Consider the following 26,753-nt stretch of genomic DNA (forward strand, 5'->3'; position numbering starts at 1 on the left):
CTCAACAACATTGGAATAGCGGGGGTGGTGGTCGGAAAAGATTGCGAAACCGAACTTCGACTCCGGATGCTGCCGCCGAAATCGGGAGATTCGTCTGTTGTGTGTCCGCTTCTCACTGCACGTGCGCACGGTGTCGTCCTTTCTCGGCTGATCCCGGCATCGGTGACTCGACGAGTCCGATGGCAACGAACGCTGCGAGCGAGGTCGCGACCAGTAATGCCGCGCCGACGGACACGAGCAGCCACAGGCCGGGGTAGTGCTGTACCAGGAACCAGCCGCCGACGGTGGCGGCCGCGGTGATCACGACGACAACTGAAAGGGACTGCACCGGAAGTAGTCTGGAGATGGGCATGCTTCGCGCTATCACGATCCACAGCAGGACGAGGGTGGTTCCGATCGTCGCGACCGTGGAGATGGCAGCGCCGTCGTACGACATCCGTGGGATCAGCACGAGGTTCAACCCGATGTTCAGGGCCAGGCCGACCAACGCAACTACGGGGTAGTGGCGCTGCATCCCGGCCGAGGCCAGCAGGAAGATTCCCAGCATCACCAACGACATCAGTGCCGCGCCGATGACGAGCAGCCGGGCCGCGTGCGCTCCGTCCACGAATCTGTCGCCGTACAGCAGGGCGATCAACGGCTCGGCCGACGGTACGAATGCCGCCACGGCCATTGCACCGAAGACTGCGAACAGCAGTGCGGCCGAACGGGTGCGCGCTCGAAATGCAGTGGTGTCGTGGGGCCACGACGCCACGAGCAGGGTGCTGATCGGTGCCACTGCCGCCAACACGAAGGTGTCGATCATGTCGGAGAATTTGTAGCCGATCGAGTACAGACCGACGGCCTCGAACGTGTCGAGGAGGCTGAGCATCAACATGTCGATCTTGAGCATGGCAATGGTGAGGGCGAAGCCGATGGCAAGGGGAACGGCCTCCCGCAGGTACGGGCCCCAGCGGCGCACCTCGATGTGCCTCGACGGTCGCAACCCCATGGAACGGTTGCCTATGCCGAACCCCTTGGTGATCAGTTTGAACACTTCGTTGACCACAGCCGGCAGTACGAAGATCAACAGGGTGGGGGCAAGCACGGCCGCCAACACGGTCAAGGCCAACTGGATTGCCTGACCGGCACTTTCGGCGACGGCCACCAGAATCAGCCGGTGACGACTCTGGAAGAGGACGCTCAGAGCGTGACCCGGTGTGGCGAACACGACCACCAGTCCACCCAGGACCGTCGCGAGGACCACCTCGCTCGGATACTGCAGCAGGAGAACGTATGCAACGGCCAGCACGTAACCCAACAGTCCGAGGGCAGTACGCAGGGCCAGAAACGACGACGCGGTTCGTCCGATTTCCTCGGGATCGTCGTCCATCAATTTCGCCAGCACGACGCGTCCGACTCCCAGGTCGGTCACGACGGACATGAGGCCCAGCAGTGCGAAGACGAAACTGAACTGGCCCCAGTCGTCCGCTCCGAGGGACCTCGCGACCACGACACTGCCGACCCAGCCCAGTGCTGCGATGATCACTCTGCTGATCAGAACGGCAATCGTCGCCTTGGCTGCGGCCTTGGGATCCGCTGCGATCGCGCGGTAGTCCGGGGGCTGTTCGGTGCCGTCGAGCGCGAGCTCGTCCGACATCAGACCACGCCCGCGGCTCGATACGCGTCGGCAGTGAGCTCAGCCGTTCGACGCCAACTGATCTCGCGGGAGGCGTCGGCTGCTGCGCCGACAAGGGCTGCGCGTGCGTCCGCGTCGAAAGCGATGGGTTTCATCGCGTGCACCCAGTCGTCCACGTTCTCCGATCCGACGAGTACGGCACCGTCACCGACGACGTCGGGGAGGGCTCCGACTGCACTGGCGACGACCGCGCCGCCCGAGGCCATGGCCTCGACGGGCGGGAGCCCGTAGCCCTCGTAGCGAGAGGCATACGCGGTGACGGTCGCCGCAGCATAGAGGGCAGGCAGGTCTTCGACATCGACGTACCCGAGCCCGCGGGAATTGCGGGGAGCGTGGGGACCGGTCGAGCCGGCCCCGGCCAGCAGGCACGGGATACCCAGACGCTCCGCTGCGTCGGCCACCAGCTGAACGTTCTTGCGAGGCTCCACCGTTCCGACCTGCATCACGAAACGGTCCGGCAGGTCGTATTTGGACCGAACAGCGTCCACGCGGCTGTCGGTGGGGACTTCGGCCCACGCTGCGGGTGCCAGGCCGACGACGGTGGCGTCTCGGCCGCTGACGGCCTTGATGCGGTCGGCGGTGAACTGCGAGACCGCGATGAGCAGATCGGCACGGCGCAGAGCTCGCCGCACCAGTCTCTGCTCACCGAGCGCGCGGAATCTACTGGAGGCCGACGGCATGTCGATGACCGAGAGATCGTGCACCGTGGCGACTGTGAAGGCCTTGGTGAGAAACGGAAGGTCGACGTCCAGGCCGTGTACGACATCGCACCGGCCGATGGGGAGTGCTCCGAGCACCGCCCGAGCCGCACCGCTGGTGACAGGCCGTTCCATCGCCCGAACCGAGGGCGGGAGCTCGCCGACGGCGTCGCGCTGCACCACCGCGGCGAGATCCGCGTCGGGTAGACGATCCGGTAGCTCGTTCAGGAGCTCGCGAATGTAGGTCTGTACTCCACTTCCGCCCGGCCTGAGGGCGAGCGCCCCGAAGACGATTCGTGTTGCGCTGCTGCGCATCCCACCACTCCTAACAAGAGCCAGAAATAAACATCGATCGGAAAGATCTCGAAATATGTGGACACGAGGCTGGCGAACATGGCGGCCACGATCGAAGCTCCGACGCCGAGGGCCAGCGCACCGTCGTTGCCCGGTAGTACCCGGGACAGGCGTGTGCACCACAGCAACGACGTCACCAACAGCGCCACCACCGCCCAGAGGCCGATCGGCCCGAGCTCGAGCAGGGCCTTCACGTAGTAGTTGTCGGGTTGGTAATTCGTCGAGAGCCCCGATCGCGTGAACGCGGCACCCTCGGCGGTGGAAATGCGGTCTGCTGCAGACCCACTCGATCCCAGACCCGTGCCGAACGGATGAATCAGGATGCTGGCGATGATGTTGGCCCAACCGTCACCGCGTTGACCCAGACTGCTGGACGAGAAGAAGACCGACGTGATCTTGGGTACGAAGGGGACCGTGACGGCGACGGCCAGTGCTGCCAGAGCAAACGGCGCGGCAAGGTATCGAAAACGCACGGCGATCAAGTAGATGACCCCGACCGCGAGTCCGAGAATCGCTCCACGCACGATCGAACTGGACATCGCGACCACCATCATCGGAGACGCGCACAGAAACAACAGGTTTCGCCGACGGCGCGGATCGGCCAAAGCGACCGCACCACCGACGAGCAGCGCCAACATCACGTACAGCCCGAATGGGAACGGCAGGTTGAACGTGCTGAACGTGCGCAGTAGCCCGCCCGATGTTCGGACCTGCGTGCCGTATTCGTAACCCAGCGATACCAGTGCGGCGGGCCCGGCCACCAGTTGAGCGATGCCAACGACAGACGTGAACACACCCATGCCCATCAGAACCGAGACGAGGTGGTCACGGTCCCTGGCGTCGAACGGCGCGAGCCACATGACCACAACCAGCAGAACGTAGAAGAAGGTGACCTTGATACCGAACAGACCGACTATTCCGAACGTGGCGAATGCAGACACGCTGCCGAACACGACGAACACCGCAGCGGCCGGCCACCACGGCACGAACACCCGAGCAGGCGAGCCGGGAACTTGTCGTGGTCGGCGTAGCCACGCACACAGAACGGTGAAGACGACAAGGCCTTCCTTCCAGCCCGACACGACCCCGGGAAGGGGAACGAGAACCAGAAGTCCGTGCAGTGGAACCAATCCCGCCAACAGCAACACTCCACGTTGTGGGCGGCGGTAGATCGCCGATGCCACCGCGCAGCCGAGCGCGAGGACCAGCGCTGCGCCGAAAGCAAGCGCAACGTACGTGATCACGGGGTCACCCGAACGTGGCGGTGTTCGGCGTAGACCATGATCAGTCCTCGGCGCGTTTCAGAACGGCGAGCACGGTGAGAAACAGGATCTTGACATCGAGCCAGATGGACCAGTTCTCGATGTAGTAGTTGTCCCACTCCGCGCGGTCGGCAATGGACGTCTGGCCCCGAAGGCCGTGCACCTGAGCCCATCCCGTCACACCGGCCTTGACCCGGTGCCGTTCACCGTACCGACGGATCTGCATCTCGAACAGGTCCACGTACTCGGGCCGCTCCGGCCGGGGGCCGACCAAGCTCATGTCGCCACGAAGGACATTGAGCAGCTGTGGCAGCTCGTCCAACGAGGTCTGTCGCATGATTTTGCCGATACGCGTTCTCCGGTCGACACCCTCGACGCCACCTGGTGCGTCCCCGGCCTTCCGCTCGAACGCCGCGTCGGATGCCCGTGGAGGCCGCATGGACCGAAACTTCAGGCAGTCGAACGGCAGCCCATCGCGGCCGATTCGTTCCTGCGCGAAAAAGATCGGGCCGGGGGAGCTCAGGCGCACGAGCAGCATCAGCGTCAGGAAGACGGGGGAGAGCAGCAGGAGTCCGATTGCCGTCAGAACTCGATCGAGTACACCCTTCAGGGCGAACTGCCAACCCTTGGGGTTCACGTGCGGCAGCACCATCAGCGGCAGGCCGCCGATGTGCTCGACACGAGTGTTGACGCCGACGGCGTCGTACAGCCTGGGTACCACCCACACTCGCATTCCGAGCCGGTGCGCAGTCCTGATCGCGCCGACCAACACTCGGTCTTCGGTCGGAGCGAATGCCACTATCAGCTCCTCCGCACCGGTCCTGCGCGCAACTGCCTCCAAATCGCTGGGCAGTCCCAGGTGCGGCAGATCGGGCAGCTCGCCTCCCGATGAGACGTCGGCGACGGGGATTTCTCCTACGTAACCGACCGGAACAAGACCGTACTCAGGAAATTGTCTTGTGCGAGAGACGAGTTGATGCGCGATCGGGTCGTTGCCGAGCACGATGGTCGGTGCTGCCGATCCGAATTTGGTGCGAATCACGCGCTGGACGACGATGCGTACGAGCCGGACGATCGCAATCGTGAATGCGCTGAGCAGCCACAGTCGCAACACGACCGCGCTGGGCCGGTACTCGGTGTCGGCCAGGAACATCACGACCATCAACGCGAGCGCAGCGAATGCAACAGCCGTTTCGGCAGGCCCGATCTCGTCGAGAAAGTTGCGACGAAGGCTGCGCCTGTACATCGACTTGCCCGCCATGATTCCGATGAGCAGCGGGAGGAAGAGCCATGGCAGCCAGCCGGTGTCGACGAGACTGCCCGAATACCACAGCAGCGCTCCGGTAACTGCGACCGCGGCACCGAACACGTCGACCGCAACATTGACGGCGGTGTTCAGCGGATCGACCCGTAGTCGGTCCGCGAGTGTGCGACGGGCTACGACGACGTCGGGCTCGGCAGCCCGCGGGCGAGTGTGGGGTGATTCCAGTGTTTCGGGCACGGCTTCTTCCGGTGGTTAGTTTCGAATGAGGTCGGTCCTGAATATCCCAATTAATGTATACCGCCACGAAAGTGGACACCCGGTCGACTTCACGAAAAAAACTCGAAGTCGGTTGTAGGTCGAAAATGCTAATACTTGTCGGGGAAAGCGCCCCTTATTCGAAAACTCGCTCGCGAATAATCCAGGCCAAGTCCTGCAGTATCTGAACGTGGCCGGTGGTCCACTGCCGCGGCTGTCGATCCCACACGCACAGGGTTCCGACGGAATGGCCGTCATCGTCGGTGAGCGGAACTCCGAGGTAGGAAACAAACAGGTTGCTCTGGACCGACGGATGATCCTTGAGGGCGTCGTTGAGTCTCGCGTCTTCCACCACCAGCGGCTGGCCTAGATCGATCGCATAACGGCAGATGGACGCTTCGAGAGGAACCTCTTGCGCGCCACCGAGTTCCGACGGCAGTCCGAGTGCACTCTTGAAGTACTGACGCTTGTCGTCGAGAAGCGAGAATGCGGCAGACGGAGCGCTCAATGCATCGGCGACCATCGCGACGATCCGGTCGTAGCCGGAGTCGGATCCGGTGTCCATCAACCCTGTCCGAGTCACTGCTGCCAGCCTCTCGGGGTCGTCGATCGGCGTACCGAATGCCCGCGTCACCTCGGCCGGTTCGACGCCCTTCTCCGAAGCGGCCTGCAAAGCCCGGAGCAGAGCACCGACCTCGGAATCCTGATCGTCGGACAGTTCACGAACGAGTCGATCGACCACGGCCCGCCGAATGAATTCATCGGTCCCGAGGCCGGATTTCTCCGCCTGCCGGGCGAGTAACTCGTTGAGACGCTCGTCGAAACCGGGAAATCCTGTTGTCATTGGGCATATGGTAGTACAGGCAATGTCGTCCTACCGATGACTGCGGGGTCGAATTCTGCGTCAATCCGAATCGTTGCCGTAATTGCCACAAAGCGTATGACAATCCGTTTCGGCGAAGATCGCCTACCGGTGTTGCTATCATCCCGCAGATGAAAGCAAATGCTCCTCTGCTGGTGATGGCCGTTCTTGCGGCTCTGGTGTTGCCGTTCGCTGCGACGCCGGCAGTGGGTGCATCTCCCGTCGTGCGGGCTCAGGCCGGTCCGGTGAACTGTGGCGGGCAGTCCGACGCCATCCGGATCGGAGTCTCGCCGGGCGCGTCGATAGGTAGCCTCTCCCCAGCAGATCTGGATCGCGAACTGACGCTTGCCAAAGACGCAGGAGCCTTCGCAGTTCGTCTCGACATCGATTGGTCCGCAATCGAATCGACACGGGGCGCTTTCGATTGGAGTCGAACGGACCGAGTGATCGATGCCGTCGTGGCCCACGGGATGTGCCCGCACGGGATCATCGCCTACACCCCCAGATGGGCGCGAGTAGCTGCCGCGGTCAACGATTCTCACTCCCGTCCTGCAAACCCGTCCACTTACGCGGCTTTCGCCAAGACGGTGGTTCAGCGGTACCAGAACCGCATCAAGATCTGGGAAGTATGGAACGAGCCGAACATCGTGACGTTCTTCAAGCCCGTTCCCGACGTCACGGCGTACTCGGCGCTGCTTCGAGCGGCCTACACGGCGATCAAACAGGTGCAGCCCGGTTCGACCGTGCTCGTCGGTGGGATGGCACCGTCCGAGGACACGAACGGCAACATCGCGGGCACGTCGTTCCTGTCGAAGATGTACGCGCAAGGATCCAACAAGTACTTCGACGCCTTCAACGTGCATCCCTACACGTGGCCGTACCTACCCAACGACCCCAGCACAGCGTCATGGAACACCGCCATGAAGATGTGGTCGATGCGAGACACCATGGTTGCCGGCGGTGACAGTGGCAAACAGATCTGGATCACCGAATTCGGCGCACCGACCGGGACCAACCCCAACAGCGTCAGCGAGCAGGTGCAATCGGACAGCATCGGGATCGTTCTCGACGCCGTCCTCGGCAACGATTGGCTCGGACCGGCTTACGTCTACAGTCTCCGAGACGCCGGGTCCGACACCGCCGACACCGAACAGAACTTCGGCTTGGTTCGCAGAGACTGGACCCCCAAGATCGCCTACGGTCGCGTCGATGCCTACGCCGCGGAGCATTCGGCACCGTAGAACGATCGATTCCGCTGCCGGTGTTCGTAGGCTATGGTTCGCCCATGAATTCGCAGCCGGGGGGCGCGGTCCCTGATCGTAAGGACATCACGTTCGACTCGAACGGCGTCGACTGTGCGGCGTGGCTGTACCTGCCCGACAGCACCGAGCCGGCCCCGGTGATCGTCATGGCGCACGGTCTCGGCGGAACCCGGGGAATGCGACTCGACGCCTACGCAGAACGATTTCGCGCCGAGGGCTACGCGTGCCTGGTGTTCGACTATCGGTACTTCGGAGACAGTGGCGGGCGACCGCGACAATTGCTCGATATCGAGTCCCAGTTGCAGGACTGGGCGGCAGCGATCGCGTGCGCCCGGGGTCGGCAGGACGTGGACGGTTCGCGAATCGTGTTGTGGGGCTCGTCGTTCGGCGGTGGCCACGTCATCGTCGCGGCAGCACGGGATCAGCGTGTCGCCGCGGTGGTCGCGCAGTGTCCGTTCACCGACGGCATCGCCTCCGGGCTCGCTTCGAACACATGGACCTCGGTCAAACTGTCCGTGCGGGCCGTGCGCGATCTGCTGGGATCGGTGATCGGGCGGCCGCCGGTGATGGTGGCGACCGCCGGACGACCGGGGACTACCGCATTGATGACGTCACCCGACAGTTACGACGGGTACCTCGCGCTCGCTCCGGACTCCGACGAGTCGTTCCACAATCGGGTTGCCGCCCGCTTCGCGCTGCAGATCGTGCGCCATCGGCCCGGACGTCGAGCGAAGGACGTCCGCTGCCCGATACTCTTCGTGGTCTGCAACACCGATTCGGTGGCACCGGCGAAGGCCACCCTGCGATACGCCCGGACAGCCCCGCTCGGGGAGATAGAAACCTACGACGCAGGCCATTTCGACATCTATCTCGGTGCTGACTTCGAGCAGGTGGTCGCAGACCAAATTGCCTTCCTCCTGCGCACTGTCCCGCCGCTGGTGGCTGCGGATCAGTAGACGTCGCGCACGTACCGCTTCTCCGCAGCGAGAGCCTTGACGTACGCCTCGGCACTGCTCGGGGCCAGTTTCCCGTGCTGTGCGACTACGCCTTTCAGGGCCGCATCCACGTCTTTGGCCATTCTCGACGCGTCGCCACAGACATAGAAGTGGGCACCTCGGTGTATCCAGTTCCAGAGCTCGCTGCCGTGTTCGCGCATGCGATCCTGCACGTAGACCTTGTCCTTCTGATCCCGGGAAAAGGCGACGTCGAGGCGGTCGAGCGACCCGTCGCTCAGCATCGCGGTGAGTTCGTCGCGGTAGTAGAAGTCGGTGTCCGCGTGCTGTTCACCGAAGAAGAGCCAGTTCGGGCCGGTGTGCCCGAGCGCGCGCCGCTCGTGCAGGAACGCCCGGAACGGTGCAATGCCGGTGCCGGGACCGACCATGATCATCGGCGTGGCGGGATCCTCGGGCGGTTTGAAATAGGTCGATTTCTGTACGAATATCCCGATATCATGGTTGGCGGCATAGTCGGCCAGATACGTCGAGCACACCCCGCGTCGAGCGACGCCGTGCACGTTGTATCGCACAGCCGAGACGGTCACCTGCACCTCCTCGGGATTCTCCTTCGGGCTCGACGAGATGGAATACAGACGCGGCTGCAACGGCTTGAGAACGCCGAGCCAATCGTCCACCGACGCGCGAACCGGATGTGCGGCAAGTACATCGATCGATTGCCGTCCCCACATCCAGTCGGTGAGCGTGTGTCTGTTGTCCGGATGCAACATGGCCTCGAGGTCGTCGTCCGCGGTACGCCGGTGCACGAACTTCAACAGATCCGGTGTGGCACGGGCGATCTCGAGGTGCCGACCCAACGCCGTACGGAGCGGCATTTCACCGTGCTCGGCCAAGTCGACGACGGCGTCACCGTCGAGTCCGGTGGCACCGAGCCACTCCTGCACGTACTGGTCACTGTTGCGAGGCCAGACCCCGAGTGCGTCACCCACCTCGTATTCGAGGGTGCCCGCAGGAAGGTGGAATCCGAGTTGACGGACGTCCTTGAGCGATCCGCGTGCGGTGAGCACTCGATTCCGAACGAGAGTGGTCACGAGGGGCGACTTCTTGCTGTAGCGCGGTCCTACGTCAGCGGCCGCAGGCCGACGTGCGGGTGCCCCAGGCTCGGCCGGCGCGGTGGCGGGATCGGACGTTGGCGAGTCACCTGCCAGCAGCGCGCTCACCGAGTCGAGCCACTCGGCGGCCTCGTTCTCGTAGTCGGGCTCGAGGTCGACCCTGCCGAGTAGTCGCCGCGCACCGAGTTGCTCGAGGCGTTCGTCGATCTTGCGGCCGTGCCCGCAGAAGTCTGCGTAACTCGAGTCGCCGAACGCCAGCACGGCGTAACGGATTCCGTCCAGTGCGGGTACCGAATCGGTTGTCAGGCTCTCCCAGAAGGTTGCGCCGTTGTCGGGTGCTTCGCCGTCCCCGGTGGTACTGCTGACGATCAACACGTCGGCCTCGGCCGGTAGTCGGTCTGCGGTGAACGAGTCCATGGAGTGTTCGGTGACGGCAGACCCAGCAGCTCGCAGATGAGAAACACTGGACTGGGCGAACTCCTCGGCAGTTCCCGTCTGCGAGGCCCACAGCAGGAGCAGTGGTCTGCCCGCTGCCGACGAGGTGTCCGCGGCGGGTGCATCGGTGCCCGGCGAGGGAGTGCGCGAGAACAGGCCTGCGAGAACACCGTCGAGCCACGCGTGCGTCTCGGGAGTCAGCGGGGTCCGTTCGGGCAGCGTGGGGGTTCCCGGCGCAGAACGGGCGGCGTCGGTCCGAAGTCCCTCCAGCAGGCCTGCCATGTAACTTTGTTCGATGACGGTGAACGGTTCTGCGGGTCGGCTCGGGCGGCCGACCAACACGGCGAGAGCGTCGACCGGATCGTGCACGTCCTCGGACGTATCGGGCGAATCCGATTGAGCAGCAGATACTTTCGTCAGCGACACGGCGCAGGCCTTGAATTCGGGTTGCTGCGAGTAGGGATCGACGGCGTCATTGGTCACCGCGTTGATCGCCAGGGATTCGCCGAACTCGTCGCTCCAGTGGAACGGCGCGAAGCAGCCTCCGGGTAACACTCGGTCGGTAACGACAACGGGCAGTGCTGCACGGCCTCGACGCGACGACAGTTCGACGGTATCGCCGTCGGACAGATCGAGCCGGCCCGCATCGGTCGGGTGTATTTCCACGAACGGGCCGGGGTTCAGTTTGTTCAGCTTCGCGACTTTGCCGGTCTTGGTCATGGTGTGCCAGTGATGGGGGAGTCGCCCCGTGTTGAGCAGGAACGGATAGTCGTCGTCCGGCATTTCGGCCGGTGCCATGGCGGGTCGGGCGAGAAACTGCGCTCGACCGCTTGCGGTGGGGAACGACAGGGCAGGAATCGAGCCGTCCTCCGACACCCGCAGGGTTTGGCTGACTCCGTCGTTGAGGTACCGGATGGGGTGTCTGGTGGTAGTCGACTCGGGCGGGCACGGCCACTGAATCGAACCCTCGCGGAGCCCGTCGTAGGTGACGCCGCGAATGTCGTAACCGGTGGCGGGGTTCGAGAATCGCTTGATCTCCTCGAAGATCTCTTCGGCACTGGAGTACGTGAACGACTCGGAGTAGCCGAGGGCGCAGGCCATGTCGGCGATGATCTTCCAGTCGGGGAGTGCTCCGCCGGGTGCTTCGACAGCCGGCTGGAACAGCGTGAGGTTCCGCTCGGAGTTGACCATGACACCATGGGCCTCGGTCCACAGCGCAGCGGGCAGCATGACATCGGCGTATCGGTTGGTCTCGGTGTCGGCGAAGGCGTCTTGAGTGATCACCAGTTCGGCACGTTCGAGACCGTCGATCACGGTTGTTCGATTGGCGACGGACGCAACAGGATTGGTGCAGATTATCCAGCAAGCTTTGATGTCGCCCGCAGCCAACTTCGAGAACATCTCGATGGTTCCACCACCGACGTCGGTGCGCAGTGTTCCGGGCGGGATTTTCCAGGCCTGCTCGACGAAGGCGCGGTCGGTGTCGTTGGTGACCGCCCGTTGGCCCGGCAGTCCGGGGCCCATGTATCCCATTTCCCGGCCACCCATCGCGTTCGGCTGACCGGTCAACGAGAAGGGGCCGCTTCCGGTCCGGCAGATAGCACCCGTTGCCAGGTGGAGATTGCACAGTGCGTTGGTGTTCCAGGTGCCGTGGGTGGACTGATTGAGTCCCATCGTCCAACAGCTCATCCAGTTCTCTGCAGTCCCGATCATCTCCGCTGCGGCACGCAGATCTTCCTCGGCGAGACCGGTTGCAGCGCAGACCTTCTCAGGGGTGTAGTCGCGAAGAAACTCCGGCATCGCGTCCCAGCCGTCGGTGAACTGGGCGATGAAGTCAGGGTCTGTGTTTCCGCTGTCGACGATCAGAGCCAGCAGGCCGTTGAGCAGCGCCAGATCGGATCCCGGTTCGAGCATGAGGTGCAGGTGCGCCTTGTCGGCGGTGGCGGTGCGCCGCGGATCGACCACGATCAGTTTCGCACCGGCCTTGACCCGGTCCATCATTCGCAGAAACAGGATGGGGTGGCAGTCGGCCATGTTGGAGCCGATGACGAGGAACACGTCGGCGTTGTCGAAGTCTTCGTACGACCCCGGCGGACCGTCGGCTCCGAGTGACTGCTTGTAGCCGGTCCCCGCGCTGGCCATGCACAATCGTGAGTTGGATTCGATCTGATTGGTACCGATGAACCCTTTGGCCAGTTTGTTCGACAGGTACTGAGCCTCGATCGACATCTGCCCCGATACGTACAGCGCAACGGAATCGGGTCCGTGTTCGTCGAGGATCGTGCGGAGCCTGCGGGCAGTATCGGTGATGGCCACCGAGGTGTCCGTACTCTCCGGCCGGTCACCGCGCCGGTGGCGAATCCGAGCCTTGTCGAGGCGGCCCGGCGCGGCAAGCATGTCTGCGGTGGTGCTTCCCTTGGTGCACAGTCGGCCGAAGTTCGCCGGGTGGGTCTTGTCGCCGACCGACTTGGTGACCGTGGGCCCGATCGGCAGCGTCGACTGGGAGCTCGACTGGGACTTCGCCGCCGACGGCCCACCGACCTCGAGCACCATGCCGCATCCCACGCCGCAGTATGCGCAGAGCGTCTTCACCGTGGTGACCATGGCTTCCACAGTGCCCGGTGCAGTGTGCGCGGCCATTACACATCGGTTAGCCGGATATGACGTTGTCCTCACCGGGCGGCGAACGAGGCGGTGATGTGCGTTCGCGGCACCGCTCTGTGTGGCAGGGAGGTAACACCAACTTTCTGCAGGGCGATTGGTACTCGAACGTTATTCGTCGAACGGGCTGTCGAGTGGAATGTGTGGATTCTGCGCTGGCAGAATCGTCCGGGTCGGGCTCGAAGTGGGAAGTGGTGTGTTCATGAGGGTGTCTCGAGGATTCGTTCTCGCCGCGGTGGGAGTTGTCGCTTCGGTGGCGGTGCTGTCCGGGTGCAGCGCGCAGACGGACATCTCCGAACCCTCCGTTCCGATCGATTCCAATCCGATGACCGAACTGATGAAACCGAAGCTGACCGCGAGCGTGCTCGACGGAGCAGTCGGATTCTCACCGGCGGACCCGGTGACCGTCTCGGTTGCCGACGGCAAGTTGTCCTCGGTCACGATGCTCAACCCCGACGGCGAGCCGGTATCGGGAGCCATTGCTCCGGACGGGCTGTCGTGGACCAACACCGAACCCCTCGGCTACAACCGCGAGTATCGAGTGCAGGCCGATGCGTACGGACTCGGAGGATCGTCGAGCACGGTGTCGAGCTTCACCACCAGCCAGCCGGGCAATTTCACCAAGCCCTACGTTCTGCCGAACCCGGGCGACGTGGTGGGTATCGGGCAGCCCGTCGCGGTCCAGTTCGACGAGGCGATCACCGACAAGCTTGCTGCCCAGAATGCGATCACGGTCACCACGACGCCGGCCGTGGAAGGTGCGTTCTACTGGGTGAACAACAAAGAGGTTCGCTGGCGACCGCAGAACTACTGGGCACCGGGCACCAAGGTCGACGTGGCCGTCAACGTGTACGGGCGTGATCTCGGTGACGACATCTACGGCCAGGAGAATGCGACGACGTCGTTCACGATCGGCGACGCGGTCATTGCCACTGCGGACGACAACACCAAGCAGGTGACGTTCAACGTCAACGGCCAGGACGTCATCACGATGCCGACGTCGATGGGCAAGGACTCCACCCCGACGGACAACGGCGTCTACATCATCGGTGATCGATTCGAGCATCTCGTCATGGATTCGTCGACCTACGGTGTGCCGGTCAACTCGTCCACCGGGTACCGCACTCCGGTCGACTGGGCGACGCGTATGTCGTACAGCGGCATCTTCTTCCATTCCGCACCGTGGTCGGTGGGGCAGCAGGGCTACTCCAACGCCTCGCACGGGTGTCTGAACCTCAGTCCGACCAACGCCAAGTGGGTCTACGACAACACCAAGCGCGGTGACATCGTCGTGGTCAAGAACACCGTCGGTGGAACGTTGTCGGGCACCGATGGTCTCGGCGACTGGAACATTCCCTGGGACGAGTGGAAAGCGGGCAACGCCACCACGGTCTGATCGGTATCGATCGGGTGGATCAGCTTCGATCGCGGGTCTGGTAGAGCGAAGGATCGATCCCGAGTGTCTTCAGGTACGCGACCGGTTCGATGCTCGAGCCGTTGTTGCGGACCTCGAAGTGCAGATGCGGTCCCGTCGAATTGCCGGTGCTGCCGACCGCCCCGAGGACATCTCCCGGTGCCACCTCGTCACCGACGGACACAGCGAGGCTGGACTGATGGCCGTAGTAGGTCTCGGTGTTTCCGCTCTTGACCCGAACGAGCTTGCCGTAGCCGTCGCCCGCGTCTCCGGCCTGAACGACGGTTCCGCCGGTCACCGCATGGATCGGGGTTCCGCTGTCGGCAGCCAGGTCCACACCCTGGTGGTACTGCGCGCCGTTGCCGGTCGGGTTGTTGCGTCCGCCGTAACCCGAAGTGATGCGATATTTGCCTGCGTCGATCGGGAGCACGGCACCGCCGAGCCCCACCGTGGGCGGCGCACTCGGAAGTTCGATCTCGGGTACATCCGCGGGAGTTGCGGTATCCGGCACCGACAGCACGTCGCCGTCGAGAACGATCGCCGCGACCTGGTTGATGAGCACACCGGTGGCGTCGAGCACCGCGGCGAGTATTGCGGCCCGCTGCTGCGCATCGGGCTGGGGGATCGGGATCTGAGGTAATTCGATCGTGGGTTGAGCGGTGGCCACCGCTGGGCTGAGCAAGCCGGTTGTGCCGATGCACAGTGCTGCCGACAAGATCGAACCCGCTATGACTCTGTGCATTCTGCGACCCACGAAAAAGCCTCCTCGTCTCTGCCCGCCGTGCACCCGTCGGATGGGTGCGAGCTGGGCGTCGAGCATGTTCGGTGACGCTTCGGGGCACGCTGAACTCACGTAGCAGAAAACACATGAATCACGTTGGTACTTTTCTTCCCCAAAAGTGCCATTGGTAACCGTACGTCACAGAAACCCCATAAGAAACTCGAAAAGTGAATTACAACAACGTAATTCGAGGTCAGGGTGGGTACGCACCGTCCGCTCGAACACCCTGGCGAAGGGTGGAGTGAATGCACGAAAAAGGCCGGCCTCGCGAGGAGACCGGCCTTCTTCGTGTGGGGTGAGCGACGGGACTCGAACCCGCGACATCCAGGATCACAACCTGGTGCTCTACCAGCTGAACTACGCCCACCATTGCACGCGTCCGCAGAACCTTTTCGGGCTCTGCATCAGCAGCGTCGACAATACTAGCGGGTTGAATCCGAGGTTGCTAATCCGCCCCCGATTGCGTGTCGAGTTCGGCAACAACTGCTGCGATGTCGCTGGTAGAGGGCCCCGGCGGAGCCACGAAGGCCGTCCGGCGGTAGTACTGCAACTCTTTGATCGACTCCTTGATGTCCGCGAGGGCGCGGTGCGCAAGGCCCTTGGCCGGCTGCCCGTAGTAGATCCGTGGGTACCACCGTCGAGAAAGTTCCTTGATCGAGCTGACGTCGATCATTCGGTAGTGGAGGTAGGTGTCGAGCGCGGTCATGTCGCGAGAGATGAATCCACGATCGGTCCCGATCGAGTTTCCCGCGAGTGGAACCGTTCCGGCCACCGGGACGTGCTCCTTGATGTACGCGAGCACGCGCTGCTCGGCTTCCTCCAGGCTCACCGTCGACGCGCGCACCTCGTCGGTCAAGCCCGACTTGGCATGCATGTCGGTGACGACGGCCGGCATGTTCGCCAACGCATCGTCGTCGGCGTGGATGACGATGTCGACACCCTCCCCGAGGATGTTGAGCTCACTGTCGGTCACCAACGCCGCGATTTCGATCAGCTTGTCCTTGCTCAGGTCCAAGCCGGTCATTTCACAGTCGATCCACACGAGTTTGTCCTGCACTCGCTCCACAGTAGTGCGCGCACCACAGCCACTAGGGTTTGCGGTGGCGATCGACCCCGTTCACTTCAGCGCACGTTCACGAAAGGATGCGGACATGACAGGCGACCCGACGCAGCCGGCACCCACGCTCAGCCCTGCCGAGAAGGCGAAGGCGGCCAAAGCGGCGGCCGTGGAAGCCGCACGGGTGGCTGCCGAAGCTCTGGCTGCGGCCGACGCCGCCGAGGCCGAGGCGCGTGCCGCAGAGCAAGGGTCGGCAACGGCGGTGCACGGTAAAGCAAGCGAGATCGCCGCCGGATACACATCGGCAGGTGCGGCATTGGAACTGGGAACCGTCGTTCTGGACGGTGTCACCGACCCCGCTGCCCGCATTCGTATTCCGTTGGCGACGTTGAATAGGCACGGTCTCGTAGCCGGGGCCACCGGAACCGGTAAGACCAAGACCCTGCAGGGTATTGCCGAACAACTCTCTGCGGCAGGGGTTCCCGTCGTCATGGCCGATGTCAAAGGAGATCTCTCGGGCTTGTCCGCGCCGGGCGAAGACACCGGCAAGATCCGCAGCCGCGCTGCGGACACCGGCCTGACGGACTGGGCTCCAGCCGGACACCCGGTGGAATTTCTCTCGCTCGGCACCGAGGGAATCGGGGTGCCGGTGCGGGCCACGATCACCGCGTTCGGGCCGATTTTGCTCAGCAAAGTGTTGGGGCTGAACAACACTCAAGAGTCGACCCTGGGGCTGATCTTCCACTGGGCCGATTCCCAGGGACTTGCCTTGCTCGATCTCAAGGACCTGCGGTCGGTGATCATGCATCTGACGAGTGACGAAGGCAAAGCCGACCTGAAAGGCATCGGCGGTGTCTCGTCGGCGACCGCCGGAGTCATCCTGCGTGCCTTGGCCAATCTCGAGGCCGACGGCGGCGACACCTTCTTCGGCGAACCGGAACTCGAGACCGAGGACCTGCTCCGCGTCGGACCCGACGGACGAGGCGTCATCACCCTGTTCGAGCTCGGTGCTCAGGCGTCCCGCCCGGTGATGTTCTCCACCTTCCTGATGTGGGTACTGGCCGACCTGTTCCAGACGTTGCCCGAGGTGGGTGACGTCGACAAACCCAAGCTCGTGTTCATCTTCGACGAGGCGCATCTGCTCTTCGCCGACGCGTCGAAAGCCTTTCTGCAGCAGGTGGAACAGACCGTCAAGCTCATTCGCTCGAAGGGCGTCGGCGTCTTCTTCTGCACGCAGCTGCCCACCGACGTCCCCAACGACGTTCTCTCCCAACTGGGTGCGCGAATCCAGCATGCTCTGCGCGCCTTCACTCCCGACGACCAGAAAGCACTGAACAAGACGGTGCGCACGTACCCCAAGACCGACGCCTACGACCTCGAGAAGGCACTGACGTCGTTGGGGACCGGAGAAGCGATCGTGACGGTGCTCTCGGAGAAAGGCGCGCCGACACCGGTGGCATGGACGAAGATTCGCCCGCCCCGCTCCCTGATGGACACCATCGGCAACGACGCCATCGCGGCTGCCGCGTCGTCGAGCACCCTGTCCGCCAAGTACCGCGAGACGATCGATCGCGAGTCCGCCTACGAGCGGATGAACGCACGCGTCACGGACGTGGCTGTGCCGGCCGAGAAGTTCGATATCCCACCGCTGCCCGCCGATCTGCCGGATCTGCCTCCGAGCGAGCCGGACGGGCCGTCGGCCGCGGAGCGCATCATGAGCAACCCGGCGGTCAAGAGCTTCCTTCGATCGGCTGCCTCGGCCGCCGGGCGGGAAATCTCGCGCAGCATCTTCGGAACCGGTCGGCGTCGGCGGCGCTGAGCTTGCTCGGTCGGGAGTGGAGCCCGCGGAACGACCGGGATTCGGGTACTAGCTGCCGAGCTTCTTGTAGAAGCTGCCGATGATCGGCGCGGAGATGCTGCGCGGGCTGTACTGCCCGGCTACCGACATGCCCTTGCTGAGCAGTCCGGGAACGACGCGCATCTTGTTCTTCGCCAGGCCGTCCAGTGACAGCTTCGCGGTGTAGGCGCTGTCGATCCACAGGAAGTCGGGAACCATCTTGTCGACGATCGACGCATCGGCCGGGTCGGGTGTCTCGGTGCGGACCGGGCCTGGAGCGAGCAGGGTGACGTTGACGCCGGTGCCCGCGAGCTCACCGCGCAGTGACTCCGAGAACGTGTTGACGAAGGCCTTCGTCGCGGCGTAGGTCGCGTTGTTGGGGATGGCCATGTTGCCCGCCGCAGAACCGGTGATGAGGATGCCGCCTGCTCCGCGGCCGATCATGCCGGGCATGACCGCCAACGTGAGGTCGTGTACGGCAACGGCATTGAGCTCCACCTGATCGCGCTCGTACGCGGGATCGAGCCCGGCCACCGGTCCGAACGTCGCGATGCCTGCGTTGTTGCACAGGATCGAGATCTCACGCTCGGAGAGCTCGGTGACCAGCTCCTGGCGCTGCTCGCGGTTGGACAGATCCGACGCCCGCACCTCGACGGTGACGCCGTGCTCGGCGGTGAGCTTCGAGGCCAGCGCCTCGAGCAGTTCGCCGCGTCGGGCCACGACGATCAACGAGTGACCACGGGTGGCGAGTTCGGTGGCCAGGGCTTCACCGATACCGGAGGAGGCTCCGGTGACGACGGCGCGGGCATCGGGGCTGGGCTTGGGCAGGCTCACGGTGAGACAGGCTAGCGGACAGATCAGATCGTGGCCGCGAGCCGGGTGCCCTGCTCTATCGCCCGTTTCGCGTCCAACTCTGCCGCCACGTCCGCACCGCCGATAATGTGTGTGGTGGTGCCCGCGGCCTTCAGCTCGTCGACCAGATCGCGGACCGACTCCTGGCCCGCGCAGATCACGATGGTGTCGACCTCGAGCAAGCGTGGGCGTTCGTGCTTCTCGCCGAACGAGATGTGCAGGCCCGCACCGTCGATCTTCTCGTAGTTCACCCCCGAAAGCTGATGCACGCCTTTGGCTTTCAATGCTGCGCGGTGGACCCACCCGGTGGTCTTCGCGAGACCGGCCCCGATACGTCCCGGCTTGCGTTGCAGGAGGTAGACCTCCCGAGGAGATGCGGCAGGCACCGGGGTGGTCAACGCGCCCGGCGCGGCCTCGGGCTCGGTGACTCCCCACTCCTGCTTCCATTCCTTCAGATCCAGCGTGGGGGAGGCGTCGGTGGTGAGGAACTCGGAGATGTCGATGCCGATACCGCCGGCACCGATGACCGCGACCCGGTCGCCGACGGCCCTACCGTCGCGTACCAGTTCCGCGTACGAGAGCACGGACGGGTGATCGATACCTGGGATCTGCGGCATTCGGGGAGTGACACCGGTGGCCAGGACCACCTCGTCGAATTCGCCCGCGGTGAGTTCTGCGGCGGTGACCCGAGTATCGAGGTGTACCGCAACATCCGCGTCGCGCAGAGCGGTGGAGAAGTAGCGAATGGTCTCGGCGAACTCTTCCTTGCCGGGAATCAGACGGGCGATACCGAATTGGCCGCCGATCTCGCTCCTGGCCTCGAACAGGCTGACGGCGTGTCCGCGTTGCGCAAGGGTGAGCGCCGCAGACAGTCCGGCGGGCCCGGCCCCGACGACCGCCACCTTCTTGGTCTTCTTCGTCGGCAACAACTGCAGGTCGATCTCGCGACCGGCGCGAGGGTTGACCAGGCACGAGACCTTCTTGTGTACGAAGGTATGGTCGAGGCAGGCCTGATTGCAGGCGATGCAGGTGTTGATTCGATCCGCGGAATCGGAAGCAGCCTTCTCGACCCAGAACGGATCGGCGAGCATCGGCCTGGCCATCGCAATCAGCTGCGCGTCGCCGCGGGCGAGGATGTTCTCGGCGATCTCGGGCATGTTGATGCGGTTGGACGCGGCGACGGGGATGCTCACGTATTTTTCGAGCTTGCCGGTGATGTCGGCGAATGCTGCTCGCGGAACCGAGGTGACGATGGTCGGCACCCGCGATTCGTGCCAGCCGATGTCGGTGTTGATGATGTTCGCGCCTGCGGCCTCGACGTCCTCGGCGAGGGCAACGATGTCGTTCCAGCTCTGGCCCTCCTCGACGAGGTCGGCCATCGACAGCCGGAACACGATGAGGAAGTCGGATCCGACGGCGGCACGGATCTGCCGCACGATCTCGATTGCCATTCGGCGACGGTTCTCCGCGGAACCGCCCCATTCGTCGCGTCGCTTGTTGGTGCGCTCGGAGAGGAACTGGTTGATGAAGTAGCCTTCGCCGCCCATGATTTCGACGCCGTCGTAGCCGGCGCTCTGTGCGAGTCGGGCGCACCGCACGAAGTTTCTGATCTGCCAGCGAACGCCCCTCGAGGTCAATCGCCTGGGCCGAAAAGGATTGATGGGAGCTTTGATCGACGATGCCGACACACTCAGCGGCTGGTAGGAATAGCGTCCGGCATGGAGGATCTGGAGCGCGATCTTGCCGCCTTCGCGGTGCACGGCAGTGGTGATCCTGCGGTGCCGACGGGCCTCGATGCGGTTGGTCAGCTTGGCCCCGAACGGCAACAGCCACCCGGTGCGATTGGGGGCGTAACCCCCGGTGATGATGAGTGCGACTCCGCCGCGGGCACGCTCGGCGAAGTAGGCCGCCAGGCGGCCGGTGTCGCGGGCGCGATCTTCGAGGCCGGTGTGAATCGATCCCATGATCACGCGGTTCTTCAGCGTGGTTGCGCCGACGTCCAACGGCGACAACAGAATCGGGTACGGACCAGTGGTCTGCTCGGTCTTCACAGTTTCTCCAATACCTCGGTGCACCATTCGGTGAATCCTTCTTCGACACGAATCCCGCCGCGGAGCACCAGGTATTGATGCAGCGCGGTACCGGTCAGGGCAGCGGGGGCCGGAAAGTCCTGCTTCTCGATCAGTCGATACACGTCGAGACGGGTGGCATGTACGTCGCGGTGGCGGGCGACTTCGACTTTCAACGCTTCGATGTCACCGTTGGCCGCTCCGCGAATCTTCACGGCGAGTTCTTCGCGAAGCTGCGAAGGATCGGTCGGTGCGGCGATCCACCGATCGAGCTCGGCTCGGCCCGCAGCGCTGACCGAATAGACCTTCTTGTCGGGTCGGCCGTCCTGCGCGACTGCCTCACCGGTGATCCAGCCCGCTCCATCCATCCGCGTCAGAGTGCGGTAGATCTGCTGGTGAGTTGCACTCCAGAAGAAGCCGATGGACTTGTCGAACCGTCGGGCGAGCTCGTACCCCGAGCCGCTCAGCTCGGTGAGGGAGACCAGAATCGCGTGTTCCAAAGCCACACCCGAGAGTATGTATGCAACGTGGTGACTATGCAACTAGGTGCACCCAAACATGGGCCCGTCGCGGGCTAGTGTTGGCAACCATGGGAACCCAGCCGGAGGCCGCTGTCGTCGGAGTCGCCACAACGCGTAAGCAGGTCACCGCCTGGGGGTTCTGGGACTGGGGATCGGCCGCGTTCAATGCCGTCATTCTCACGTTCGTGTTCTCGGTGTATCTCACCGATGCCGTAGGTGACGACCTACCCGGATCCATCTCGGCGACCACGTGGTTCAGCTGGTCCATCGCGCTGTCGAGCGTCGTCATCGCACTGCTGGCACCGGTGTGCGGGCAGTACTTCGACGCCCGAGGCAAGAGAAAATGGCTGCTGGGGCTATTGACCGCATTGACGGTCGTGGCCATGGCCGGCTTGTTCTTCGTACAGGACGACTACCACTATCTTTGGCTCGGGCTGCTGCTGCTCGGTCTCGGATCCATCATGTTCGAGCTGGCCAGTATTCCGTACAACTCGATGCTGCGGCAGGTCTCCACCCCGGCCAATATCGGACGCGTGTCCGGATTCGGTTGGGCGATGGGCTATTTCGGTGGAATCGTCCTACTGCTTCTGTGCTACCTCGGTTTCATCGTCGGGGACGGCGACACTCGGGGCCTGCTGGGGCTGAGCACCGACGGAGGGCTCAACATCAGGCTCGTCGCCGTGCTGGCGGCCGTCTGGTTCGCGGTCTCGGCCATCCCGGTGATGTTCGCAGTTCCCGAAGTACCCAGGGCCATCGCCGATCCCGAGGCGGCACAGGCCGGCTTCGCGGAGTCCTATCGCGTTCTCTTTCGCGATGTGCGCGAGTTGTGGAGCGCAGACCGGCGTGCCGTCTACTACCTGATCGCCAGCGCACTGTTCCGAGACGGGCTGGCGGGCGTGTTCACTTTCGGAGCCGTTCTCGCCGTCAGCGTCTACGGCATCGGCGCGGCGGACGTACTTCTGTTCGGCGTCGCCGCCAATGTCATCGCGGGCCTCGGTGCCATCGTCGCCGGGCGGTTCGACGACAGAATCGGACCCAAGAAGGTCATCGTCTTCTCGCTCACTTCCATGATCGCGGCCGGAACTATTCTGCTGTTCGTGTCGGGACCGACGATGTTCTGGATCTTCGGGCTGATCCTGTGCCTGTTCGTGGGGCCCGCGCAATCGTCTGCGCGTACCTTCCTGGCCCGACTGGCACCGCCCGGGCGCGAGGGTCAGTTCTTCGGACTGTTCGCGACGACGGGTCGGGCCGCGTCGTTCCTCGCGCCCTCGCTGTTCGGGCTGTTCGTGTGGATGTTCGACGCCGACCGCGCGGGTATCGCCGGGCTGATCATCGTTCTCGCCGCCGGGCTGCTGGCACTGCTCAAAGTTCGCGCCCCGGAACAGGTTTAGGCCGACCCGATACGATCCAAGATCTCGGCTGCGAGTCTGTCGGGGGCTTCCTCGGGGATCCAATGGGAGATGCCGTCGAGTTCGACGAATCGGTACGGCGCATCGACGAACTCGCCGCAGCGCTCCGCGCCGGCTCGACCGATGGCGGTGTCGCCGTTGCTCCACACGTAGGTGGTCGGCACCGTCACCGCAGGTAGGTTCGCGAACTCCCTCGTCATCGCGGCATACCAACTCGACGCAGCCGTCAGTGCTCCCGGCACCGTCAGATGGCGAACGTATTCGTCGTCGAGGCTCTCGGCTCCGAACATCGCGCGGAGCCGTTGCGCGTCGTTCTCGGTCAGTACTCGTTCGGCCTTCTCGGGTTCGCGAAGCAAACCGAAGTACTGCGACCGCTGTTGCTGGTCCGGGTCCTCGCGAATGGCCCAGTTGAACGCCGCGGAATGCGGAACGGATGCGGCAGTGAGGCTTCGGACGCGGTCGGGATACTCGGCAGCGACATGCCAGGCAACCACAGCGCCCCAGTCGTGCCCCACCAGGTGCGCCGAGTTCAGGTCGGAGGCGTCGAGCAGACCGAGGACATCCTCGGTGAGACGCTCGATGCGGTAGTGCTCGACGCCGATCGGGCGGGCACCGGGGGAGTAGCCCCGCTGGTTGGGGGCCAGGACGCGGCAGCCCGCGGCCGTCAATTCGGGGGTCACCCGCGACCACGACGCGTTGGTCTGTGGAAAGCCGTGCAGCGCAACGACGGGTGCGCCGTCGACGGGACCTGCCTGCGCCAGCTCGAACGTGTACTCGCCGATGTGTACCTCGGTGGTCATGATGCTCCTTCGCGGCTCGCGCTCGTGCCCGACGGTCAAGCCCGTCGCGGTTCCCATTTGCTCATCCCCAGCATGATCATCCGGATCTGCTTCTCGGTGCGTTCGATGAGGTCTTTCTCGTTCTGACTACCCGGTCGGTCGATTTCCAACAGACCGACCACCGCCGTCAGCATCGTCGAGACCAGGAGGTCGGCCGTCATCTCGAGATCGGAGACGTCCCATCGTTCGAGACCGGGCATGCGAGAGAGGTCGATGGTCAGCTCGCTGACGAACAGCCGGAGCTCGGTGGCGAACGCGCGACGTACCTCGGTGACTCCGCCGTAGCGCTCGCGACTGAGGAAGCGGAACTGATCCTCGTGGCTGCGGACCTGACGAACCAGGATGCCGAAGGATTCGGTGGCCGTCTTGGTACTCGGGTTGCGTCTGGCGTCGCGCAGCATCTGGCGCAGCATGCGCATGCTGTCCTCGACCAACGCGACCCCGAGGTCTTCCATGGACGCGAAGTGTCGATAGAACGCGGTGGGGACGATGCCGGCGGACCGCGCGACCTCACGCAGGCTCACGCTCGCGAACGACCGTTCGCGAAGCAGATCGAGTGTGCCGTCGATCAAGGCCTGCCGCGTGCGCTCCTTGCGCTCCGCGCGGGTACCCGGTTCTGTCACGGCGTCCAGTTTATGGGCGGGCACTCTGTGATCTCCCCTCCGGTTGCTTCCGCGGTCCCCGTGAACTTCACATGAGGTCTGTAATGGCGGTCACATAAACGTTGACAGGTACCGGTGTCGCTCTGTCACACTCATGTTAGTGCACAATCGTTCACTGAATGGGTCGTAGGGTTCGATCCGGTTAGGGAGGATGGAATGACGCTTCAAGAACGTCCGACGCGACCCACGGGTTCGCGCAAGTTCTCGCTTCTTTCCCTGTTCGAGGCCATGGCCACGCCCCACGCGCTCGATCGGTACCTGGAGCTGGTCGACCCCATGACGACCGTTCGTGATCTGCGCGGTGAAGTGACCGAGATACACCGGTCCACCGAAGATTCGCTCACGCTCACCATCCGCCCCACCCGACAGTGGAAGGGCTTTCAGGCCGGCCAGTTCGTTCAGGTCGGGGTGGTCATCGACGGCGTACGTCAGACTCGCTGCTACTCGCCGGCCTGTTCGCAGTACCGCAAGGACGGCCGAATCGAGCTGACGATCAAGGCGCACCCCGAGGGGCTGGTCTCGCAGTATCTGCACAAGAACGCGCACGTCGGCCTCGTCGTCAGCCTGTCGCAGGCGGACGGCACGTTCAAGCTTCCCCAGCCACGCCCGGCGCGCACGCTGCTGATCAGCGGCGGCAGCGGCATCACGCCCGTGCTGTCCATGCTCAGGTCGCTGCTGGACGAGGGGTACAGCAGCGACCTGACCTTCCTGCACTACGCGTACACCGAGAACGACGTCGCGTACAAGCAGGAGCTCGAGAAGATCGCCGCCGAGCACGACAACGTGAACCTCGTCTTCGCATACACCGAGCAGACGACCGGCGGGGACCTGCATGGGTTCTTCGGCAAAGAGCATCTCGACGCCGTGGCGCCGTGGTTCGCAGACGCGGACACCTTCCTGTGCGGTCCACCCGGGCTGATGAAGGGCGTGACGTCGTTCTTCGACGACGCAGGGCTCGGCGACCGACTGCACCTCGAGGAATTCACACCGTCCTTCGCCACCGTGAGCGACGACGTCACGGGAACCACCACGTTCTCCGGAAGTGACGTCGCCGCCGAGAACGACGGTGCAACGTTGCTCGAACAAGCCGAGGGAGCCGGTCTGTCGCCGGCCAACGGGTGCCGAATGGGCATCTGCTTCACCTGCACCTCGGTGAAGAAGTCCGGCTGCACCAAGAACATCAAGACCGGTGAGACCGACACCGAATCCGACAAGAAGATCCAGCTCTGTGTGTCCGTTGCCGTCGGCGACGTCGACATCGACATCTAGTCCCGGAGCTCCCGCCCACCACCCGATCGAATTGGAGATCAGCAGATGCTCGGAACGATTCTCTCGATCCTGCCCACCGCCGTCATTCCCTTCCGACGCAACGAAACGTTGCCCGACGAGCCGACCGTACTGACGTACGAACAGGTCGAAGAGCTCGGCCGCGAACTCGACGACCTGCGTGCCCGCACCGTCGCCAAACTGGGCGACGAGGACCGCGAATACATCTACAAGATCATCAAGGCGCAGCGCGGGCTCGAGATCACCGGACGCGCACTGATGTATCTGCCTTTCGTCCCGCCGGCATGGCTCGCCGGCGTCGGCGCACTCGGCGTCGCGAAGATCCTCGACAACATGGAGATCGGCCACAACGTCATGCACGGCCAGTACGACTGGATGCGTGAGCCGGGTCTGAACTCCGAGGTGTTCGAGTGGGACACCGTCTGCCCGGCAGACCAGTGGAAGCACTCGCACAACTACATGCACCACACATTCACCAACATCGTCGGCATGGACCGCGACATCGGGTACGGCATCCTGCGCATGGATCAGGACCAGAAGTGGAACCCGTACTACCTGGGCAACCCCGTCTACGCATTCCTGCTCATGACGTTCTTCGAGTGGGGCGTCATGCTGCACGACCTCGAGACCGAGAACATCGTCGCCGGCAAGAGGAAGTGGCACGACGTCAAGCCGTTGCTGCAGGGAATGTGGCGCAAAGCGGGCAAGCAGGCTCTCAAGGATTACGTCATCTTCCCCGCTCTGACCGGGCCGTTCTTCGCCTCGACCGTGGTCGGCAACGTTGCTGCGAACCTGATCCGCAACGTGTGGACGTACTCGATCATCTTCTGCGGCCACTTCCCGACGGGGGTGCAGACCTTCAGCCAGGAAGAGACCGCCGACGAGAGCCGGGGCGAATGGTACGTCCGTCAGATGCTCGGATCGGCCAACATCGAGGGTTCGCCGCTGTTCCACATCATGTCCGGCAACCTCTCGCACCAGATCGAGCACCACCTCTTCCCGGATCTTCCCGCGCACCGCTACCCGCAGATCGCACCCGAGGTCAAGGCTCTGTGCCAGAAGTACGACCTGCCGTACAACACCGGCGGCTTCTTCCACCAGATCGGCACCGTGTGGGGCAAGATCTTCAAGCTCGCTCTGCCCAACTCGCTCACCGGATCGGCTGCCCCGGCCAGTGTTATCGTCGAGCGTAAGAAGACCGACGCAGCGTGACGACTTCGAAGGGGGCG

The 26,753-nt window shown here is 63.9% G+C and carries 20 protein-coding genes and 1 tRNA gene; 7 read left to right on the forward strand and 14 right to left on the reverse strand.

Annotated features, from left to right (window positions below; all coding sequences use genetic code 11):
• Window positions 1-112: 112 nt before the first annotated feature.
• The 5 genes from CH278_RS01365 to CH278_RS01385 all read right to left on the reverse strand — a co-directional run bounded on the left by CH278_RS01365 (window position 113) and on the right by CH278_RS01385 (window position 6,355).
• Window positions 113-1,639 carry a flippase gene (locus CH278_RS01365; protein WP_032368232.1) on the reverse strand — a complete coding sequence of 509 codons (1,527 nt, stop codon included), beginning with the start codon at window positions 1,637-1,639 and terminating at the stop codon, window positions 113-115.
• The gene (locus CH278_RS01370) at window positions 1,639-2,691 is read right to left on the reverse strand and encodes a glycosyltransferase family 4 protein (protein WP_094621012.1); all 1,053 of its coding nucleotides are present in this window, start codon (window positions 2,689-2,691) and stop codon (window positions 1,639-1,641) included. Before CH278_RS01370 ends, CH278_RS01365 begins: the two co-directional genes overlap by 1 nt.
• Window positions 2,601-3,974, reverse strand: coding sequence for an O-antigen ligase family protein (locus CH278_RS01375; protein WP_094621013.1), 1,374 nt, complete (start codon window positions 3,972-3,974; stop codon window positions 2,601-2,603). Before CH278_RS01375 ends, CH278_RS01370 begins: the two co-directional genes overlap by 91 nt.
• Window positions 3,975-4,014: 40 nt before the next feature.
• Window positions 4,015-5,493 (reverse strand): sugar transferase, encoded by a 1,479-nt coding sequence (locus tag CH278_RS01380; RefSeq protein WP_230073923.1) that lies wholly within the window; start codon window positions 5,491-5,493, stop codon window positions 4,015-4,017.
• A gap of 154 nt (window positions 5,494-5,647) precedes the next feature.
• The gene (locus CH278_RS01385; protein ID WP_027497622.1) at window positions 5,648-6,355 is read right to left on the reverse strand and encodes a GAF domain-containing protein; all 708 of its coding nucleotides are present in this window, start codon (window positions 6,353-6,355) and stop codon (window positions 5,648-5,650) included.
• Between the two features lie 149 nt (window positions 6,356-6,504).
• Here CH278_RS01385 and CH278_RS01390 point away from each other — a divergent pair, with 149 nt between their 5' ends.
• Both CH278_RS01390 and CH278_RS01395 read left to right on the forward strand, forming a co-directional pair.
• Complete coding sequence (locus tag CH278_RS01390) at window positions 6,505-7,614, forward strand: cellulase family glycosylhydrolase (RefSeq protein WP_094621014.1); 1,110 nt, start codon at window positions 6,505-6,507, stop codon at window positions 7,612-7,614.
• Between the two features lie 44 nt (window positions 7,615-7,658).
• Complete coding sequence (locus CH278_RS01395) at window positions 7,659-8,591, forward strand: alpha/beta hydrolase (protein ID WP_032389275.1); 933 nt, start codon at window positions 7,659-7,661, stop codon at window positions 8,589-8,591.
• On the opposite strand, the gene CH278_RS01400 is transcribed toward CH278_RS01395, so the two are convergent.
• Entirely contained in the window at window positions 8,585-12,775 is a 4,191-nt protein-coding gene (locus tag CH278_RS01400) for a bifunctional nitrate reductase/sulfite reductase flavoprotein subunit alpha (protein ID WP_094621015.1), read from the reverse strand. The genes CH278_RS01395 and CH278_RS01400 overlap by 7 nt on opposite strands.
• A 223-nt stretch (window positions 12,776-12,998) precedes the next feature.
• On the opposite strand from CH278_RS01400, the gene CH278_RS01405 reads away from it, so the two are divergent.
• Entirely contained in the window at window positions 12,999-14,192 is a 1,194-nt protein-coding gene (locus CH278_RS01405) for a L,D-transpeptidase (protein WP_094621195.1), read from the forward strand.
• A gap of 19 nt (window positions 14,193-14,211) precedes the next feature.
• On the opposite strand, the gene CH278_RS01410 is transcribed toward CH278_RS01405, so the two are convergent.
• The 3 genes from CH278_RS01410 to orn all read right to left on the reverse strand — a co-directional run bounded on the left by CH278_RS01410 (window position 14,212) and on the right by orn (window position 16,048).
• Complete coding sequence (locus CH278_RS01410) at window positions 14,212-14,952, reverse strand: M23 family metallopeptidase (RefSeq protein ID WP_205912818.1); 741 nt, start codon at window positions 14,950-14,952, stop codon at window positions 14,212-14,214.
• A gap of 330 nt (window positions 14,953-15,282) precedes the next feature.
• A tRNA-His gene (locus CH278_RS01415) sits at window positions 15,283-15,358 on the reverse strand.
• Window positions 15,359-15,436: 78 nt separating this feature from the next.
• On the reverse strand, window positions 15,437-16,048 hold the full coding sequence (orn, locus tag CH278_RS01420) for an oligoribonuclease (protein ID WP_027497616.1): 612 nt from the start codon (window positions 16,046-16,048) through the stop codon (window positions 15,437-15,439).
• Window positions 16,049-16,142: 94 nt separating this feature from the next.
• On the opposite strand from orn, the gene CH278_RS01425 reads away from it, so the two are divergent.
• Complete coding sequence (locus tag CH278_RS01425) at window positions 16,143-17,867, forward strand: helicase HerA-like domain-containing protein (RefSeq protein WP_027497615.1); 1,725 nt, start codon at window positions 16,143-16,145, stop codon at window positions 17,865-17,867.
• A 48-nt stretch (window positions 17,868-17,915) separates the two neighbouring features.
• Here the strand turns inward: CH278_RS01425 and cmrA are convergent, their stop codons facing one another.
• Genes cmrA through CH278_RS01440 form a run of 3 tightly spaced genes read right to left on the reverse strand, consistent with a single transcriptional unit; the run spans window position 17,916 to window position 21,312 of the window.
• Window positions 17,916-18,719 carry a mycolate reductase gene (gene cmrA / locus CH278_RS01430; RefSeq protein WP_027497614.1) on the reverse strand — a complete coding sequence of 268 codons (804 nt, stop codon included), beginning with the start codon at window positions 18,717-18,719 and terminating at the stop codon, window positions 17,916-17,918.
• A gap of 23 nt (window positions 18,720-18,742) precedes the next feature.
• Window positions 18,743-20,788, reverse strand: coding sequence for an NADPH-dependent 2,4-dienoyl-CoA reductase (locus CH278_RS01435; protein ID WP_256991796.1), 2,046 nt, complete (start codon window positions 20,786-20,788; stop codon window positions 18,743-18,745).
• The gene (locus CH278_RS01440; protein ID WP_027497612.1) at window positions 20,785-21,312 is read right to left on the reverse strand and encodes a PadR family transcriptional regulator; all 528 of its coding nucleotides are present in this window, start codon (window positions 21,310-21,312) and stop codon (window positions 20,785-20,787) included. The genes CH278_RS01435 and CH278_RS01440 overlap by 4 nt, the downstream gene beginning before the upstream one ends.
• Before the next feature lie 83 nt (window positions 21,313-21,395).
• Here CH278_RS01440 and CH278_RS01445 point away from each other — a divergent pair, with 83 nt between their 5' ends.
• Complete coding sequence (locus CH278_RS01445; RefSeq protein WP_027497611.1) at window positions 21,396-22,718, forward strand: MFS transporter; 1,323 nt, start codon at window positions 21,396-21,398, stop codon at window positions 22,716-22,718.
• Here CH278_RS01445 and CH278_RS01450 read toward each other — a convergent pair.
• Together CH278_RS01450 and CH278_RS01455 are read right to left on the reverse strand one after the other, a co-directional pair.
• Window positions 22,715-23,536 (reverse strand): alpha/beta fold hydrolase, encoded by an 822-nt coding sequence (locus CH278_RS01450; protein ID WP_037220357.1) that lies wholly within the window; start codon window positions 23,534-23,536, stop codon window positions 22,715-22,717. The two genes, CH278_RS01445 and CH278_RS01450, sit on opposite strands and share 4 nt — an antisense overlap.
• Window positions 23,537-23,571: 35 nt before the next feature.
• Window positions 23,572-24,198, reverse strand: coding sequence for a TetR family transcriptional regulator (locus tag CH278_RS01455; protein ID WP_027497609.1), 627 nt, complete (start codon window positions 24,196-24,198; stop codon window positions 23,572-23,574).
• Between the two features lie 195 nt (window positions 24,199-24,393).
• On the opposite strand from CH278_RS01455, the gene CH278_RS01460 reads away from it, so the two are divergent.
• Window positions 24,394-25,506, forward strand: a complete 1,113-nt coding sequence (locus CH278_RS01460) for a ferredoxin reductase (RefSeq protein ID WP_032368224.1) — start codon at window positions 24,394-24,396, stop codon at window positions 25,504-25,506.
• Between the two features lie 45 nt (window positions 25,507-25,551).
• Window positions 25,552-26,736, forward strand: a complete 1,185-nt coding sequence (locus CH278_RS01465) for a fatty acid desaturase family protein (RefSeq protein WP_032368223.1) — start codon at window positions 25,552-25,554, stop codon at window positions 26,734-26,736.
• Window positions 26,737-26,753: the final 17 nt, after the last annotated feature.

The organism is Rhodococcus sp. 05-2254-5, from assembly GCF_002258575.1.
GTDB lineage: Bacteria > Actinomycetota > Actinomycetes > Mycobacteriales > Mycobacteriaceae > Rhodococcoides > Rhodococcoides fascians.

Bases quoted from the DNA above. Each gene is read 5' to 3' on its own strand.
- CH278_RS01390 (WP_094621014.1), top strand. From the start codon at position 6,505: ATGAAAGCAAATGCTCCTCTGCTGGTGATGGCCGTTCTTGCGGCTCTG.
- CH278_RS01365 (WP_032368232.1), bottom strand. From the start codon at position 1,639: ATGTCGGACGAGCTCGCGCTCGACGGCACCGAACAGCCCCCGGACTAC.
- CH278_RS01400 (WP_094621015.1), bottom strand. From the start codon at position 12,775: ATGGCCGCGCACACTGCACCGGGCACTGTGGAAGCCATGGTCACCACG.
- CH278_RS01385 (WP_027497622.1), bottom strand. From the start codon at position 6,355: ATGACAACAGGATTTCCCGGTTTCGACGAGCGTCTCAACGAGTTACTC.
- CH278_RS01450 (WP_037220357.1), bottom strand. From the start codon at position 23,536: ATGACCACCGAGGTACACATCGGCGAGTACACGTTCGAGCTGGCGCAG.
- CH278_RS01395 (WP_032389275.1), top strand. From the start codon at position 7,659: ATGAATTCGCAGCCGGGGGGCGCGGTCCCTGATCGTAAGGACATCACG.
- CH278_RS01425 (WP_027497615.1), top strand. From the start codon at position 16,143: ATGACAGGCGACCCGACGCAGCCGGCACCCACGCTCAGCCCTGCCGAG.
- CH278_RS01465 (WP_032368223.1), top strand. From the start codon at position 25,552: ATGCTCGGAACGATTCTCTCGATCCTGCCCACCGCCGTCATTCCCTTC.
- CH278_RS01445 (WP_027497611.1), top strand. From the start codon at position 21,396: ATGGGAACCCAGCCGGAGGCCGCTGTCGTCGGAGTCGCCACAACGCGT.
- CH278_RS01370 (WP_094621012.1), bottom strand. From the start codon at position 2,691: ATGCGCAGCAGCGCAACACGAATCGTCTTCGGGGCGCTCGCCCTCAGG.
- CH278_RS01410 (WP_205912818.1), bottom strand. From the start codon at position 14,952: ATGCACAGAGTCATAGCGGGTTCGATCTTGTCGGCAGCACTGTGCATC.
- CH278_RS01460 (WP_032368224.1), top strand. From the start codon at position 24,394: ATGACGCTTCAAGAACGTCCGACGCGACCCACGGGTTCGCGCAAGTTC.
- CH278_RS01405 (WP_094621195.1), top strand. From the start codon at position 12,999: ATGAGGGTGTCTCGAGGATTCGTTCTCGCCGCGGTGGGAGTTGTCGCT.